Annotated in this window: 13 protein-coding genes; 10 read left to right on the plus strand and 3 right to left on the minus strand. The window is 58.5% G+C overall.

The features are described from left to right. Nucleotides 1-158 precede the first annotated feature (158 nt). The 3 genes from ACYU70_RS08325 to ACYU70_RS08335 all read left to right on the plus strand — a co-directional run bounded on the left by ACYU70_RS08325 (nt 159) and on the right by ACYU70_RS08335 (nt 3,832). Nucleotides 159-1,727, plus strand: coding sequence for an acyl-CoA carboxylase subunit beta (locus ACYU70_RS08325; RefSeq protein WP_342295561.1), 1,569 nt, complete (start codon nt 159-161; stop codon nt 1,725-1,727). 117 nt (nt 1,728-1,844) lie between these two features. Further along, on the plus strand, nt 1,845-2,915 hold the full coding sequence (locus tag ACYU70_RS08330; protein ID WP_342295563.1) for a M42 family metallopeptidase: 1,071 nt from the start codon (nt 1,845-1,847) through the stop codon (nt 2,913-2,915). A gap of 107 nt (nt 2,916-3,022) precedes the next feature. Continuing rightward, on the plus strand, nt 3,023-3,832 hold the full coding sequence (locus ACYU70_RS08335) for an ABC transporter substrate-binding protein (protein WP_342295565.1): 810 nt from the start codon (nt 3,023-3,025) through the stop codon (nt 3,830-3,832). Here ACYU70_RS08335 and ACYU70_RS08340 read toward each other — a convergent pair. Continuing rightward, the gene (locus tag ACYU70_RS08340) at nt 3,816-5,060 is read right to left on the minus strand and encodes a 3-phosphoshikimate 1-carboxyvinyltransferase (RefSeq protein ID WP_342295566.1); all 1,245 of its coding nucleotides are present in this window, start codon (nt 5,058-5,060) and stop codon (nt 3,816-3,818) included. The two genes, ACYU70_RS08335 and ACYU70_RS08340, sit on opposite strands and share 17 nt — an antisense overlap. A gap of 111 nt (nt 5,061-5,171) precedes the next feature. After that, the gene (gene aroB, locus ACYU70_RS08345) at nt 5,172-6,218 is read right to left on the minus strand and encodes a 3-dehydroquinate synthase (protein ID WP_342295568.1); all 1,047 of its coding nucleotides are present in this window, start codon (nt 6,216-6,218) and stop codon (nt 5,172-5,174) included. Nucleotides 6,219-6,321: 103 nt separating this feature from the next. Between aroB and ACYU70_RS08350 the strand changes: the two genes are divergently transcribed. Continuing rightward, a complete protein-coding gene (locus ACYU70_RS08350; protein ID WP_342295570.1) occupies nt 6,322-6,762 on the plus strand; it encodes a hypothetical protein in 441 nt (146 codons plus the stop codon). 12 nt (nt 6,763-6,774) lie between these two features. Here ACYU70_RS08350 and ACYU70_RS08355 read toward each other — a convergent pair whose 3' ends face one another. Then, the gene (locus ACYU70_RS08355; protein ID WP_342295572.1) at nt 6,775-7,902 is read right to left on the minus strand and encodes a chorismate mutase; all 1,128 of its coding nucleotides are present in this window, start codon (nt 7,900-7,902) and stop codon (nt 6,775-6,777) included. A 148-nt stretch (nt 7,903-8,050) separates the two neighbouring features. Between ACYU70_RS08355 and ACYU70_RS08360 the strand changes: the two genes are divergently transcribed. The 6 genes from ACYU70_RS08360 to lysS all read left to right on the plus strand — a co-directional run bounded on the left by ACYU70_RS08360 (nt 8,051) and on the right by lysS (nt 16,446). Further along, on the plus strand, nt 8,051-9,250 hold the full coding sequence (locus tag ACYU70_RS08360; protein WP_342295574.1) for a proline dehydrogenase family protein: 1,200 nt from the start codon (nt 8,051-8,053) through the stop codon (nt 9,248-9,250). 225 nt (nt 9,251-9,475) lie between these two features. Then, the gene (locus ACYU70_RS08365) at nt 9,476-9,844 is read left to right on the plus strand and encodes a hypothetical protein (protein WP_342295575.1); all 369 of its coding nucleotides are present in this window, start codon (nt 9,476-9,478) and stop codon (nt 9,842-9,844) included. Between the two features lie 209 nt (nt 9,845-10,053). Continuing rightward, nucleotides 10,054-10,905, plus strand: a complete 852-nt coding sequence (locus ACYU70_RS08370; protein WP_342295577.1) for a hypothetical protein — start codon at nt 10,054-10,056, stop codon at nt 10,903-10,905. 243 nt (nt 10,906-11,148) lie between these two features. Further along, nucleotides 11,149-13,314 carry a carboxy terminal-processing peptidase gene (locus ACYU70_RS08375; protein WP_342295579.1) on the plus strand — a complete coding sequence of 722 codons (2,166 nt, stop codon included), beginning with the start codon at nt 11,149-11,151 and terminating at the stop codon, nt 13,312-13,314. Nucleotides 13,315-13,575: 261 nt separating this feature from the next. Then, a complete protein-coding gene (locus ACYU70_RS08380) occupies nt 13,576-14,664 on the plus strand; it encodes a hypothetical protein (RefSeq protein ID WP_342295581.1) in 1,089 nt (362 codons plus the stop codon). Nucleotides 14,665-14,895: 231 nt separating this feature from the next. Further along, complete coding sequence (gene lysS, locus ACYU70_RS08385) at nt 14,896-16,446, plus strand: lysine--tRNA ligase (RefSeq protein WP_342295582.1); 1,551 nt, start codon at nt 14,896-14,898, stop codon at nt 16,444-16,446. The last annotated feature ends 275 nt before the right edge of the window (nt 16,447-16,721 follow it).

The raw sequence follows: 16,721 nt of genomic DNA on the forward strand, positions 1-16,721 counted from the left end.
CATCTGGGAAATGACCTACCACCGTCATTCCTCAGATGCTTCACTGCGTTCAGCATGACAGAACTATCCCAACTCTGCCGTCCGTAATCTACCCGTAACCTCTACCTTTGGCCTCCTATTCCCGCGCACCCATCCCACCCGCGCGCTAACCCCTGCTCATGCCCGACCCGCACGCTCACGCCCATCTCTCCAAAACCGAATTGCTGGCCCGCAAAAACGAAGAAGCCCTCCTCGGGGGCGGCCAGGCCCGCATCGACGCTCAACACAAAAAAGGCAAGCTCACCGCCCGCGAACGGGTTGATTTGCTGATGGATGAAGGTTCCTTCGAGGAAATCGGCAAGTTTGTGATGCACCGCTCCAAGGATTTTGGTCTTGACAAGGAGCATTATCTCGGCGATGGCGTGATAACCGGCTACGGCACCGTGAACGGCCGGTTGGTATACGTTTTCTCGCAGGATTTCACGGTTTTCGGTGGCTCGCTGAGCGAAACGCACGCCGAGAAAATTGTGAAAATCATGGACCTCGCCATGAAGAACGGCGCGCCCGTGATTGGCCTCAATGACTCGGGCGGAGCCCGGATTCAGGAAGGCGTGGTGAGCCTCGGTGGCTACGCCGACATCTTTTATAAGAATACGCTGGCTTCGGGCGTGGTGCCACAGCTCTCGGCCATCATGGGGCCGTGCGCGGGCGGCGCGGTGTACTCACCTGCCATCACAGACTTTATTCTGATGGTGGAGCACACGAGCTATATGTTTGTGACCGGCCCCAACGTGGTGAAGACCGTGACCCACGAGGAAGTGACCAGCGAAGAGCTTGGCGGTGCCAGCACCCACTCGGCCAAAAGCGGCGTAACGCATTTCTCGTGCGCTAATGAAGTGGTGGCCATCAACCATATCAAGCAGTTGCTGAGCTACATGCCACAGAACTGCGAGGAAACCGCCCCGCACCAGCCCTACGAGGCCAGCGGCGACGAAAGCCGTCCCGTGCTGGACCGCCTCATTCCCGACAATGCCAACCAGCCCTACGACATGCGCGAGGTGATTGAGGGCATTATTGATGCCAACTCCTTCCTCGAAGTCCACCAGAATTTTGCTGAGAATATCGTGGTCGGCTTTGCGCGGCTGGCAGGCCGCAGCATTGGCATTGTGGGCAACCAGCCGGCCGTGCTGGCCGGCGTGCTCGACATTAATGCCAGCACCAAAGCTGCCCGCTTCGTGCGCTTCTGCGATGCGTTCAACATCCCGTTGCTGGTGCTGGAGGATGTGCCCGGATTCCTGCCCGGCACCGACCAGGAGTGGCGTGGCATCATTACCAACGGTGCCAAGCTGCTCTACGCCTTCTGCGAAGCCACCGTGCCGCGCATCACCGTGATTACCCGCAAGGCCTACGGCGGCGCGTATGACGTGATGAACTCCAAGCACATCGGGGCCGATATGAACTACGCCTGGCCCACCGCCGAAATCGCGGTGATGGGTGCCAAAGGCGCGGCCGAAATCATCTTCAAGCGCGAAATCGCCAAAGCTGACGACCCCGAAGCCAAGCTCCAGGAGAAGGTAGACGAGTACCAGGAGAAATTCGCCACGCCCTACCGCGCCGCCCACCGCGGCTTCGTAGATGAGGTGATTCTGCCCTCGCAGACGCGCCAGAAGCTGATTCGCGCCTTCAAGATGCTGGAAAACAAAGTGGACACCATGCCACGTAAGAAGCACGGCAACATTCCGCTGTAAATCTGCTTGTCATTCCGAGCCCCGCGAGGAATCTGAGTCATTCTAATCATTTAATAACCTCCGACACGCAGGCAGTCTATCCAGATTCCTCACTGCGTTCGGAATGACAGTTCCATCATGCGTCCCGAATCCTTAACCTTCCTCCAGAACTATCTCAATAACCCCTCCCCCACCGGCTTCGAAAAAGAAGGCCAACAGATGTGGCTGGAGTACCTCAAGCCCTACATCGACGAGTATTTCGTGGACACCTACGGCACGGTGGTGGGCGTAATTAACCCCGAGGCGAAATACAAAGTCGTTATCGAGGCTCACGCCGACGAGATTTCCTACTTTGTGAATTACATCACCAAGGAAGGTTACCTCTACCTGCGCCGCAACGGCGGCTCCGACCCGCTGGTAGCCCCCAGCAAGCGCGTCAATATTTTCGGCGAAAAGGGTATTGTGAAGGGCATTTTCGGCTGGCCCGCCATCCACGTGCGCAAGGTGGAGCAGGATAAGGCGCCGACCATCGAAACCGTGTTTCTGGACTGTGGCGCGAGCAGTGCCGACGAAGTGGCCGAAATGGGCATCCACGTGGGCTCGGTGGTGACGTTCGAGGACGAATTCACGGTGCTGAACGACAAATTTTACGTGGGCCGCGCGCTGGACAACCGCGTGGGCGGCTTCATGATTGCCGAGGTGGCCCGCATGCTGAAGGAGAACAACAAAAAGCTGCCCTTCGGCCTCTACATCGTGAATGCCGTGCAGGAGGAAATTGGCCTGCGCGGGGCCGAAATGGTGGCCCACCGCATCAACCCCGACGTGGCCATCATCACGGACGTGACGCACGACAGCCAGTCGCCGATGTATGAGAAAAAGACGGCTGGCGACATCAGCTGCGGCAAAGGCCCAGTGATTACCTACGGCCCAGCCGTGCAGAATAACCTGCGCGACCTCATCATCGACACGGCCAAACAGGCTGATATTCCCTTCCAGCGCGCCGCTGCCACCCGCGCCACCGGCACCGATACGGATGCCTTCGCCTACTCCGGCTCCGGCGTGGCTTCAGCCCTGATTTCACTGCCGCTCAAGTACATGCACACCACGGTAGAAACCGTGCATAAAGATGACGTGGACAGCGTGACGCGCCTGATTTACGAGACGCTGCTGCGCATCGAGGATGGCCACGATTTCCGGTATTTCAAATAAGCTCTTTCCATATTGTCATCCTGAGTGCAACGAAGGACCTTATCACGGCTGAGCAGCTTGCCTCACCGTAATAAGGTCCTTCGTCTTTGACAGGCCAGCGTTTTCTCATGGAACTCCCCCTTATTCCCTCCCTCCCACTCAACGTAACCGACCAGATGGGCCGGCGGGTGGCGGTGCCATTTCCACCGCAGCGAATTGTGTCCCTAGTGCCTTCGCAAACGGAATTGTTGTTCGATTTAGGATTGGGCGAGAAGGTGGTGGGCGTGACTAAATTCTGCATTCACCCAGCCGAAGCGCGCACTCAAGCCACAGTTATTGGCGGCACGAAAAACTTCGATTTCGATAAAATAGCCGCGTTGAAACCCGATTTAATTATCGGTAATAAGGAAGAGAATTATCAGGACGGCATCGAGCAATTAGCCGACCAATACCCGGTTTGGCTGAGTGATATCAGCAATTTGACGGAAGCACTGGATATGATTCGGCGCGTCGGTTTCATCGTTGGCGCGAAGGAAAAAGCTACTGTGTTGGCTGATGAGATTGAAGCTTCTTTTGCAACTTTTGCGGCTTCTGCTACTGAAGTGGCGCTTGTTTCGGCAGCTTACTTCATCTGGCGCAAACCCTACATGGTAGCCACCACGGGCACTTTTATCGATGACATGCTGCGCCGGGTGGGCTTCGTCAATGCCTTCACCGGGCTGAGTCGCTACCCGGAAATCACCGCCGAGCAATTGGCCACGACAGCCCCACAACGCATCCTGCTATCGTCGGAGCCCTACCCTTTCGCGGAAAAGCATGTGGCTGAATTTCAGCAAATATGCCCGACCGCAAAAGTTGAAATCGTTGATGGCGAATTATTCAGCTGGTACGGCAGCCGCTTGCTGAAATCGGCGGCCTATTTCACTCAGCTTCACTAACGGCAAAACCGCTTTTTGCTAATTCCTTCCAGAATTGTGGGTAAGACTTGCGCACCACGGTGGGCGATTCAATAGCGAGGAGGCCGCGCATGGCCAGCGGCGCGAAGGCCATGGCCATGCGGTGGTCGTGGTAGGTAGCCACCGATTGATTGTTGACAGCAAATCCGCTCGATTCGGCCCGAAAACGGCCTTCGCCCAAGTCGCGCAGGTCGCCGCCGAATTTGGCCAGCTCGGTTTGCAGCGCCGCAATGCGGTCGGTTTCCTTGATACGCAGGCTTTCGAGGCCGGTCATGTCCACCGGACGGGCCAGGGCGGCCGCCACTACGGCAACGGTCTGGGCTAGGTCGGGGCAATCGGTGAAATCCAGGGTCTGGATTTCGGTCTGGGGCGCGAGGGGAATCTGGCGCAGGTGCACGCCATCGGACAGGAAAGTGGTTTCTACCCCGAATTGCTTCATCATCCCAGCAATGGCCTGGTCGCCTTGTAGCGACTCCCGGCGCAGGCCGGGCAACGTGATTTCAGAGCCGGCTGGGGCCAGCGCCACGAATGAATACCAATAGCTGGCTGCCGACCAGTCCGATTCAATCGTGTAATCGGTAGGCTGATACGCACCGGGGCGCACCGTCAGTACATCGCCCTCGGCCGAGTAATCGGCCCCGAAGCGCTGCATCAGTGCCACCGTCATGTTGATGTAGGGCCGTGAGCCGATGTGGCCGGTGAGTGTGAGGCGCAGGCCGCCGGGCAGGCGTGGTCCCACCATTAACAGGGCCGAAATGTACTGGCTGCTGATGTCGCCGCGCACGGATAATTCGATGGGCTCTGTCGTTTCGGCGGCTACCGTGAAGCCGGCGATTTCCAGCGGCGGGTAGCCGTCATTATTCAGGTAATTGATGCTGGCCCCGGCCTGACGCAGCGCATCGACTAATACCTTAATAGGCCGCTCCTGCATCCGGGCGGTGCCGGTGAGGCGGCCGCGCCAGTTCGTGACAGCGAGGTAGGCCGTGAGAAAGCGCATGACGGTGCCGGCATCCTCGGCACTCAGCTCGACGGTGCCGGGCGCGGCGGCCAGTAGGCGCATCATTAGCTGGGTGTCATTGGCATCGGAGAGGTTGCTAAGGGTCCCGCCGCCGGCCAAAGCCTGGAGGATGAGGGCGCGGTTGGCTTCGCTTTTGGAAGCTGGAAGTTGGGCGGTGCCGCGCAGCGGGCCGCCGGGCCAGGATAATTGCATATGACTTGTAGCGCATGCTTCAGCTTGCGCCGGTAATGAGGGCGCTTGCACTGCAAGCGCCGTTGAAATAAGATTTGCGACCGGGCGCAAGCTAAAGCATGCGCTACAGGGCTACGCTTGCAGCCGGTGATAATAGCGCAGGGATTCGGCGATTTCGGCCAGTGTCACGGGCTGGTCGTACACGCCGTGACCGATGCCGCTGAGCAGCGTGCAATTGATGGTGGCACCCGCATTTTTCTTGTCTTGGAGCGCGAATTCGGCGATGGCGTTGGTTTCCAGCGTCACGAAATCCAGCTTGTCGAACACCGAAAACACGAAGGTTTCGATTTTGTCCAGTTCCTCGGCACTCAGCAGACCGCGCTGCACCGATAGCCAGCTTTCGCAGACGATGCCGGCGGCCACGGCCTCGCCGTGCAGGGCCTCGCGGCCGGGCTGGGTGAGCAGGTAGCTTTCCAATGCGTGGCCCACGGTATGGCCGAAATTGAGCAGCTTGCGCGGGCCGGCTTCGAGCGGGTCTTCGGCCACGATGCGCTGCTTGAGGGCCACCGATTCGCGGATGATATCGGTCCAGTTGTCCGTCAGCCAGCCCAGGCGGCGGTTGGTGTTGAAGGCGTCCGCATCGGCAATGAGCCAGTGCTTGATGACTTCGGCATAGCCGGATTTGAGCTGACGAGGGTCGAGCGTTTCGAGAAATTTCGGCTCGATAAACACACCAGCCGGCTCCTGAAATACGCCCAATTGATTCTTATAGCCCTGAAAATCAACACCCGTTTTACCGCCCACACTGGCATCTACCTGCGCCAGCAGCGTGGTGGGCACCTGTGCAAACCGGATGCCGCGCTTGTACAGCGCCGCCGCGAAGCCGCCCAAATCGGTAACCACGCCGCCGCCTAGGTTCACGAGCACGGCATGGCGGTCGGCGCGCTGCCCGGTGAGTTCGCCCCACACGGTATCGCAGCTGGCCAGCGTTTTATACTCCTCGCCGGCGGGTATTTCGATGAGCTTATAATCGGCCGGCAAGTGGTGTTCGAGCAGCGGCAGGCAGTGGCGGGCGGTGTTGCTGTCGGCCAGCACAAACACGCGGCTCACGGCGGGGCGATGCAGCAGCTCGGCCAAAGCAGGCAGGGCCTGGGGGCCAATGATGACGGAATTATCCATGGGGCAAAAGTCGGCACAAAAAATTGCGGGCCGGCTACTGGCGGCGCAACCTTGGCGGCGGTTGGCCGGTCAGGGCATTATTCAGCGGATTTCTTCCTTTCTTATGTTAATTCTTATCGTCATGCGCTTCGCCACTTCCCTCCTCTTGCTGCTGGTGTCGGCCAGCTTCAGCAGCTGCAAAAAAGACTCCGAACCCCGGGCTGATTCTGGTCTTATCGGCACTTGGCGCCTGGTAAACCGCCAGTGCTATTGTGCCCCCACACCCTTGCCAAATGAAACGCTGACGTTTACCGCCACCACATTCACCTTCAGCCGCTTCGCTCCGCAGCCCGCACCGTATCCGTTCACAAACGGCACGTACCAGCCCGCCGCCGTGACCTTGTGCGGCCTGCCGAACCCCGGCGCGGGCCTGCGCCTCACCGATGCGGTGGCTAATATCGGGCCGCGCGACGTGCAATTCACCATTCAGGCCGATACGCTGGTGCTGGACTACGGCAGCCCCTGCGATGCCCCGCGCGACACCTACGTGCGTGCACAGCCGTAGCCCAACCCACCTCTACAAGCCCGGCCCGAGGTGCTCCACGCCGTCCACTTGCGGGCGGCCGTTGAGCACCTCGGTTTGCTTACGAATGCTTTCGATGTGAATGAGTTTGTAGAGCTCAGCCACGAATTTGGCGTTCACGTTCAGCTTGCCGGCCCAGTCGGTGCGGGTGCGGAAGATTTCCTGCCAGCGGTCGAATTGCAGGATTTTCACGTTGTTTTCCTTTTTGTATTCAGCCAGCTCCTCTACTAGGGCCATGCGGCGGGCCAGGGCTTCCACGATTTCACGGTCGGCCACGTCCATTTTCTGGCGCAGCTCCTCGGCTTTGTTGAGGTAATCGGCGTTGTTGCTGGAGCGGTAGCGGTACTTCAGCTCGTTCAGGATTTCGCCCAGGCGCTGGGGCGTCACCTGCTGCTCGGCATCGCTCAGGGCGTGGTCGGGGTCGGGGTGGGTTTCGATGATGAGGCCATCGTAGTCCAAATCGAGAGCCTTTTGGGCGATGGGCAGCAGCAAATCGCGCCGCCCGCCAATGTGGCTGGGGTCGCAGATGAGCGGGATGTGCGGAAACCGCGTTTTCAGCTCAATGGGCAGAATCCAGGTGGGCGCGTTGCGGTAACGGCTGGGCGCAAACGTACTGAACCCCCGATGGATAGCCGCCAAATCCGTAATTCCGGCCCGCTCCATCCGCTCCAGCGCGCCGGCCCAGAGGGCCACGTCGGGGTTCACGGGGTTTTTCACCATCACTGGCATGCCGGTGCCGGCCAGGGCATCGGCCAACTCCTGCACTGCGAAGGGATTGACGGTGGTGCGCGCCCCAATCCAGAGCACGTCGATGCCGTGCGCCAATGCCTCCTCGACGTGGCGCGGCGTGGCTACTTCAATGGCCGTCGGGATGCCCGTTTCGGCCTTCACGCGCTGCAGCCAGGGCAGCGCCACCGCACCCATGCCCTCAAACGAGCCCGGCCGGGTGCGCGGCTTCCAGATGCCGGCCCGGAACAAATCAATCTTCCCCAACGCTTTCAGGCCGTGGGCGGTGGCCATCACCTGCTCTTCGGTTTCGGCCGAACACGGCCCGGCAATCAATAACGGTTGGCCTTTCTGGGCCAGCAAGCGGGTGAAATACGTATCAGTATCGGGAAGCATTCTGCGAAAGGGACAAATAATAGCCAGCGGCCAATCAGCCGCCGAAAAGCCCGGCAAACGTAACTCGTTTCCCCGAAACGTTGTTTGCTTTCTACCTTCGCGGCCAATTCCCATCCCGCCCAATTCCCACGTTTTTAAGTTGCAGCTTATGTCTATTGCTCCCCCTACCCAGGCCCCGCCCGTTTCCTTTGAGGATACCCGCGTCGCCTTCGCATCCAAGTCTGATGCGCAGCTTCGCAAGGTGTATGCCCTGTTCGCCGCCATGAACAACGGCAGCCTCGTGAAAACCGGCAGCGGCCTCATGAAAGCGGCCCTCAAATGGGGAATTCCCGGCACCAAGTTCCTCATCAAACACAGCATTTTCGAGCAGTTCTGCGGCGGCGAAACCATCGCCGAATGCCGCCCTGTGACGGCTGAGCTGGGCAAATACAACATCGGCACCATCCTCGACTACTCGGTGGAAGGCGAAGGCAGCGACCAGAGCTACGACCGCACCCGCGACGAAATCCTGGCCACCATCGACGAAGCTCACCGCTCCAGCCACATTCCGTTTTCGGTCTTCAAAGTAACCGGCGTGGCCAACGTGGCCATTCTCGAAAAAATCCAGGCCGGCCAGCTCCTCACGCCTGCCGAGGAAGCTGCCCACGCCCGTGCCGTGGCCCGCGTGGAGGCCCTGTGCGCCCGCGCCCACCAGTATGGCGTGCGGCTATTCGTCGATGCTGAGGAAAGCTGGTTTCAGCACACCATCGACCTACTGGCTTACGACATGATGGCCAAGTATAACCGCGAGAAGGCCATTGTGTGGAATACGTACCAGCTCTATCGGCGCGACCGCCTCGAAGCCCTGCAAGCCGCCCACGACCACGCCGCCGAAGCCGGCTATTACATGGGAGCCAAGCTGGTGCGCGGGGCCTACATGGAAAAGGAAGCCCGCGTAGCCAAGCAGCGCGGCTACCAGAACCCCATCAACCCCACCAAGCAAGCCACCGACGACCTCTATAACGAAAGCCTGCGCTACTGCATCGACCACATCGACCGCATCAGCATCTGCGCCGGCACGCACAACGAGGCCAGCTCGCTGCTGCTCACCCAGCTCATGCAGCAGGCCCACATTGCGCCCAACGACCCGCGCGTGTGGTTCGCCCAGCTCTACGGCATGAGCGACAACCTCACCTACAACCTCGCCAACGCCGGCTATAACACCGCCAAGTACCTGCCCTATGGTCCCGTGGCCGCCGTGATGCCCTACCTGCTGCGCCGCGCCGACGAGAACACCGCCATCTCCGGCCAGAGCAGCCGGGAATTTTTGCTTATTCAAAAAGAAATCCGCCGCCGCCGGGGGCAATAATTATGTACGACCCAGGCCAATATCTTACACCAAAAACGGCGTTAAAACAGCCCTGGTCCGGTATTCTGTCGGCTCAAAATAAAATTTAGGAACGATTGTGGTTAGGAGCGAAACCGCAGGGCTGAAAATTACGGGCGCAGCTGTGGCCGACTGGTTGCGTTTGGTAGTTAAAAATCACTAATTTTCAGCCCCCAAAACGGTTTTTTGTTCACTTGTAACCCTGCCATGATTGGTCGTATTCGCACGTATTTAATTCGCTATTCCCGGTTGCAAACCGGTACCGTGAGCTACCTCACGCTGGTGCAGGAAGCCGAATTGGGGCTCAATCTGGAGATTTCGCACGAAAAATCCCGGCTCAACGAAATGCTGGCCGAAATATCCGCCACCGAGCACGAAGCCGGCCGCCCGCCCCTGAGCGCGCTGGTGAAAGTGCAGGGCTCGAAAGGTCAGGGCGACAACTTTTACAAGCTGTGCGAGAAGATGGGAATGGGCGAATGGCGCAGCCTCAAACAGGACGAGGAATTCTTGAAAAATCTCATCCGCGACTGCAGGGCCTTCTGGCGCGACGAAGAAAATTTTCAGAAATTTTCCTGAGGCACCTGAAAAGCAAAATTCTACGACAGCGCATTCAACATGAGCAACTTGCCAGGTGAATGCGCTGTTTTTTTATTCCCCAACAGTAGTATATAAAGCAGAAGGAATAGAATTCGGGCTTACCGTAACCCCCGTTAAGATGCCCCCGTTGAAGGGACATATTCCAGCCGCTATGACTGGATTTCCTATTCACATTCTATTCCCTTCCCATGAACACCAACGATTCGAACAACCCGCAAAACACTGGCACCGGCGCAGGCTCTAACTACGGCACCCAGAACACTGGTACCGGCATGGGCAACAGCACCGGCCTCAGCAATGAAGGCACCAGCTACAATGCGGGCACCGGCTCCACGTCGGGCACGGGCGTTTCTTCTTCTTCGGGAGCCAGCGTTTCCAACGCCGTTGACGGCGACGATTTTAGCGCTACCGCCAAAGGTGCTGCTGTAGCCGGCACTGCCGGTGCCGTAGTAGGCCGCGCTATTGATGGCGTGCAGAACACGGCCGACAGCGCCGCCCACGCCGTAACCGGCGAGCCTTACCGCGATGGCAGCACCATGAGCGGCATGTTCCGCGACCGTAGCAGCGCCGAGAAAGCTTACGATGCCCTGCATTCGCGCGGCTACGGTAAAGACGACGTGAACCTGCTCATGTCGGACGAAACCCGCAAAACCCATTTCGGTGACGATACCGTGCATTCTGACCTCGGCGACAAAGCCATGGAAGGTGCCGGCGTAGGCTCGGCCATCGGTGGCACGGCTGGTGCTATCATCGGTGCCATTGCCGCCATCGGTACTTCGGTAGCCTTGCCCGGCCTGGGCCTGATTATTGCCGGCCCGCTGGCCGCAGCTTTGGCCGGCGCTGGTGCCGGTGGCCTCACGGGTGGCCTGGTAGGCGCCCTGGTAGGCTCGGGCATCCCCGAGGAGCACGCTGCTGAGTACGAAAGCGGCATCAAGAACGGCGGCATTGTGATGGGCGTGAAGCCCCGCAACGCCGAGGATGCCAAATACTTCGAAGACGAGTTCCGCCGCAACAACGGCGACAAGATTTACAAGTACTAGTCTCGTCGCAGGTTCCGGCCTGTTAGTCATCAAAAAAGCCTTTCCCGTCTGGGAAAGGCTTTTTTATTGCAACCTTCGGTCAGTTTAGACAGTTTGTAGACTAATAATTGCTCATCGGCAGCCATTTACAAAACCGGGCACTTATTCCCCCCGCTTAGGCGTTTTTGCGGCAGGGATTGCGTGCCTGCGTTGCCTGGCAATCTCCGTATATTTGATTTTCATCCCGTTTTTTATCTTTTGCAGATGTCATTTCCCCGCTTGAAGGTCGGGCTGTACGCTTTTTTGGTGGCAGCTGTGTTTGTTCTGGCTTCGTACCGGCTGTTTCGCCGGGCCGACTCGGCGGCACCGAGTAAGGACCAGGTGCTGATTGGCACGATGTTGCAGGGCTTATCGGCGGCCCATTATCAGCCCGAAAAGGTCGATGACGCCTTCTCCAAGCGCGTATTCGACTTGTACCTCAAGCACCTCGACTACCGCAAGCAGTTCCTGCTGGCCAGCGATGTGGACCAGCTGCGCCGCTACCAGACGCAGATTGACGACGAGGTGAAGAACGGCACCCACGAGTTTCTCGACCTCAGCACCAAACTGATGGCCGACCGCACCAAGGAAATGCAGGGCCTGTATCGCGACATCCTAGCCAAGCCTTTTGACTTCACGGTGGACGAAACCTTCCAGACCGATTTCGAGAAAGCGCCTTTCCCGGCCGATAAAGCCGCCCAGCGCGAGTTGTGGCGCAAGCTGCTGAAGTACGAGACCCTGAGCCGCGTTTCGGAAATGATGGAAGCCCAGGAGAAGGCCAAAGTAGCCAAGCCCAGCGGTGCTACTGCCGCGCCAGCTGCCGCCGATGCCTCGGCCCCCACCGCTGCGGAGCCCGTGCGCACGCCCGCCCAGATGGAAGCCGAAGCCCGCAAGCGCGTGCTGAAATACTACGACGACCAGTTTGACGAAATCAACGATACCGACGCCAATGAGCGTCTGGCGACCTACGCCAACACCATTGCCAATACCTACGACCCGCACACCGAGTATTTCGCCCCCAAAGCCAAGGAGGATTTCGACTACGAAATGACCGGCCGCTTTGAAGGCATCGGGGCTACGCTGCGCGAGAAGGATGGCCTGATTTACATCGAGGAAATCATGCCGGGTTCGGCTTCAGCTCGTCAGGGCGATTTGAAAAAGGGCGACGCCATCCTGCGCGTGGCCCAAGGCGCAGCCGAGCCGGTGAGCATCGAAGGCTGGCACACGACTAAGGCGGTGACCCTGATTCGGGGTAAAAAAGGCTCGGAAGTACGCCTGACGGTGAAAAAGCCCGACGGCAGCACCAAGATTGTTCCGATTATCCGCGACATCGTGGTGGTGGAAGACAAGTACGCGCAGTCGTCGATTATCACTGACAAAGGCCAGAAAATTGGCTACCTGCGCCTGCCCGGCTTCTATGCCGACTTCAACGACAACGGCGGCCGCAGCTCGTCGGATGACGTGAAGAAAGAACTGGCCAAACTGAATGCTGAAGGCGTGAAGGGCATTGTGATGGACCTGCGCTTCAACGGCGGCGGCTCGCTGAGCGATGCGGTTTCGATGGCCGGCCTGTTTATGCCCAGCGGCCCCATGGTGCAGGTGCGCGACGGCCAGGGCCACACCCAGGTGCTGACCGATAATGACCCCCGCGTGCAGTACAGCGGCCCGCTGGTGCTGCTGGTGAACAAATACAGCGCCTCGGCTTCGGAGATTCTGGCCGCTGCCGTTCAGGACTACCACCGTGGTGTAATCATGGGCTCGACCAGCACGTACGGCAAGGGCACGGTGCAGCGCATCTTCGACCTTGATGAGGCCCTGCCTTCGGAACTGAACAACGTGAAGCCCATTGGCTCGCTCAAACTCACTACCCAAAAATTCTACCGCGTGAACGGGGGCTCGACCCAGTTCAAAGGTGTGGCATCTGATATCGTGGTGCCGGACTTGTATTCATACCTCGATGAAGGTGAAAAGGAGTCGGACTACCCATTGAAATGGGATGAGATTCAGCCCGCCCGCTACCGCACCTGGGACGCCGCGCCGTCGCTCGACAAGCTCCGCGCCGGCAGCAAAGCCCGTGTGGCCACCAATCCCAGCTTCAAGGTGATGGATGAGATGGTGAAGAGCATGCGCAAGCGCAAGGACGAAACTACGGTTTCGCTGAAGCTGAGCGCCTACCGCGCCGAGCAGCAGGAGTCGAAAGCCATTTCGGACCGCTACGAGGCTGCTCAGAAAACCAATACCGCCCTAGCCTTCTCGCCACTGGCCGCCGATGTGCGCGCCGTGGGTGGCGACACAGTGAAGGTGAACCGGGCCGCCCGCTTCACCAAGAGCCTGAAGAAGGATATCACCATCGGCGAAGCCGTGGCGGTGATTCAGGACGAGATAAAATAATGTCTGATGATGGAGTGGCGTTGCCGCTTCCAGAAGCAGTGTAGTTTGCGAAGCCCCCGTTTCAATCGAAGCGGGGGCTTTTTTTAGACCTTACACCAGCCGGTCAAACCTGTTAGTAAATCACCTGTCAAAAATCTTACACATCATGCCTAGACAATTACCCACAACATACTGATTATCAATGATTATTTCTTTAGTAAATTTTGTCAAAAAAATTAGCAATCGAGCAACTAAAAGCATGCCTCCTGCTGTTTATCTGGTATGACTACTCAAGAGGAAACCCGCATCATCCCGCTCAACCCGTCGGTAGCTGCTATCGCCGATGAGCAACAGCAGAAGCTAGCTGATGAAACCTGGCGCAAATCCATCCCGGCGCAGGTTTTCCTCAACTATTTCTTCGCTATCAACTATCACATTCAGGAAAACGACGACGCCCTCGGCGGCTTGCAGAACCTGCCGTTTTTCCGCAGCCACACGGCTGAGCTGAACGATGCCGACGTGGCCGCGCTCACCAAGATGCTGCATACCAGCTGGAGCACCGAGTACGCATTGCGTGCCACGGCCGAGCTGGGTGATGAGAACTTCCTGCGCAATGCCCTGCACTGGACGTTTCCGCAGGCGTACCACGCCATCTGGTCGGGCTTGCAGGCATTTCTGTACACCACCGGCGTGCGCTCGAACAACGGCCAGCTGATGCGCCGTGAAGTGGGCCGGCTGGTGGTGAAGAATGCCTACCCGCGTCCGGTGTCGTTCTACGCGGCCGGGGCTTACGGTGACTTTAGCATTCATCGCCTGCCGTTGGCGGGCTACAAGGCCGGGCTGCACATTGCCAGTAAGGAGATTGACGCTCAGGCCCAAGTGGGCCAGTTTCTGCGCACCACACGTAAGATGCAGGCGCAATGGACCCGCGCCCAGGTGCAGGCCAACCCCAACACGGCCATCCGCAGCCAGAAAACCGGCCGCCCGCTTGACAAATGGACGGCTGCGCATTGGCAGCAGATTACTTGGCGCCTGGGCTACACTACCATCTTCGATTTGCTGGGTCGCCTGCGCATTTCGCAGACCAGCCGTGAGATTGAGCGCTACGTGGAGGCTGACATTGACTTCCGCCTCTTCCACGCCTCGTTGCTGAATATTGTGAGCTACCTCAACGGTGTACACGAAACCTACGTGGCCAAGGCTCTGGGTCTGGAGCGCTACCGCCAGTTGGTGGCCGAGCTGCCGCTACACTTGCAGGCTGGTTTTGTGCAGGAGCGGCTGCGTACCCGCGTCGAGCCGGTGCTGGCCCCTACCCCGCCGAGCGCCCCAGCCCTCAACGCCGAGGCTCCGCAGTACCGCATGGCCGCCTAATCACGACGGCGGATTGGCCAGATTATTCGGATTTTGTGAATAGAAAGCCGCTCCGGTTTCGGAGCGGCTTTTTTCGTGCCGTACTTTTGCGGTTCACTTTTTACTTACCGCGGCGCACTTGCTTGTGCAAGCTTACTGATTCGCAGATTTAATCGTCCACAAAATCCGTGGAATCCGAGAAATCCGAGCGAACCGAAGGTCGGCGCAGCCAATCCGTGGTTCAGATACTTTATGCAACACCTCAGCGAACAAGAAATCCTGCGCCGTCAGAAACTCGAAGAACTGGAAAAGCTGGGCATCGAAGCGTACCCGTCGGCTCTGGTGGACGTGACGTTTTACGCCAAGGAAATCCACGACAACTATCATCCCGAGCTTAATAACTTTCAGGACGTGACGCTGGCTGGGCGGCTGATGTCGTCGCGGGTGATGGGCAAAGCCTCGTTCGCCGAGCTGATGGACACTACGGGCCGCATTCAGCTCTACATCAACCGGGACGAAATCTGCCCCGGCGAGGATAAGACGCTGTATAACGTGGTGTTCAAGAAGCTGCTCGATTTGGGCGACTTCATCAGCGTGAAAGGTCACGTGTTCAAGACGCAGGTGGGCGAAACCTCCGTGCACGTTACGGAGCTGAAACTACTCTCGAAAGCCCTGCGCCCACTGCCCGTGGTGAAAACCCAGAAGGACGAGGCCACCGGCGAAATCACGACTTTCGACGCTTTCACCGACCCCGAGCAGCGCTACCGTCAGCGCTACGTGGACTTGGCCGTGAACCCGCAGGTGCGCGATACCTTCATCAAGCGCACGCAGCTGGTGCAGTCGATGCGCAATTTCCTGAACGACAAGGGCTACCTGGAGGTGGAAACCCCGATTCTGCAGCCGCTTTACGGCGGCGCGGCGGCCCGGCCCTTCACCACGCACCACAACACGCTGGACATGACGCTGTACCTGCGCATTGCCAACGAACTGTACCTCAAGCGCCTGATTGTGGGCGGGTTCGATGGCGTGTACGAGTTCAGCAAGGACTTCCGCAACGAGGGCATGTCGCGATTCCACAACCCTGAGTTTACTCAGATGGAACTCTACGTGGCCTACAAGGACTACGCCTGGATGATGGACCTGGTGGAGGAAATGGTGGAGCGCGTGGCCATGGCCCTGCACGGCAAAACCGAAGTACAGGTGGGCGCGAACGTCATCAACTTCCAGCGGCCCTGGCAGCGCTACACCATGTTCGAGGCCATTGAGAAGTACACCGGCAAGGCCATCGGCGAGATGGACGAAGAGGCCCTGCGTGCCACCGCCCAGGAGCTGAACGTGCACGTGGACCCCAGCATGGGCAAGTCCAAGCTCATCGATGAGATTTTTGGCGAACACGTGGAGCCCAAACTCATCCAGCCCACGTTCATCACCGATTATCCGGTGGAAATGTCGCCGCTGGCCAAAAAGCACCGCGACCGGCCGGGTCTGGTAGAGCGCTTCGAGGCCGTGTGCAACGGCAAGGAAATCTGCAACGCCTTCTCCGAGCTCAACGACCCCATCGACCAGCGCCAGCGCTTCGAGGACCAGCTGGAACTGGGCAAGCGCGGCGACACCGAAGCCATGGTGCTTGACGAGGACTTCCTGCGCGCCCTGGAGTACGGCATGCCGCCCACGGCCGGCCTGGGCATCGGTATCGACCGTCTTAGCATGATTATGACCAACTCGCCCTCGATACAGGACGTGCTGTTTTTCCCGCAGATGAAGCCGGAAAACGTACAGAAAGAGAAGCACGAGGAGAAGTAAGCCCGAAACGGCCTAAAATCGGAAAAGCCCCGCACGAAATGTCGTGCGGGGCTTTTCTTTTTACAATCTCCCTACCCTTCAAACCGCTTTTCTTGACAGGAATTTGCGATGGAACGTCTGATTTTACTACCGAGTTGTTTGACCAATTTCGCTAGAAGCTCCTACGGACGGCAATCTTACTGACAATATTTTCGGCCTTCTTTCAAGGCGATTGTAGGGAGTTATACGGAACTGTAGCGCCTTGGGTTACAGTAGAGAAAGAATATTTTTTTGGC

The sequence above is a fragment of the Hymenobacter segetis genome (genome assembly GCF_054776495.1).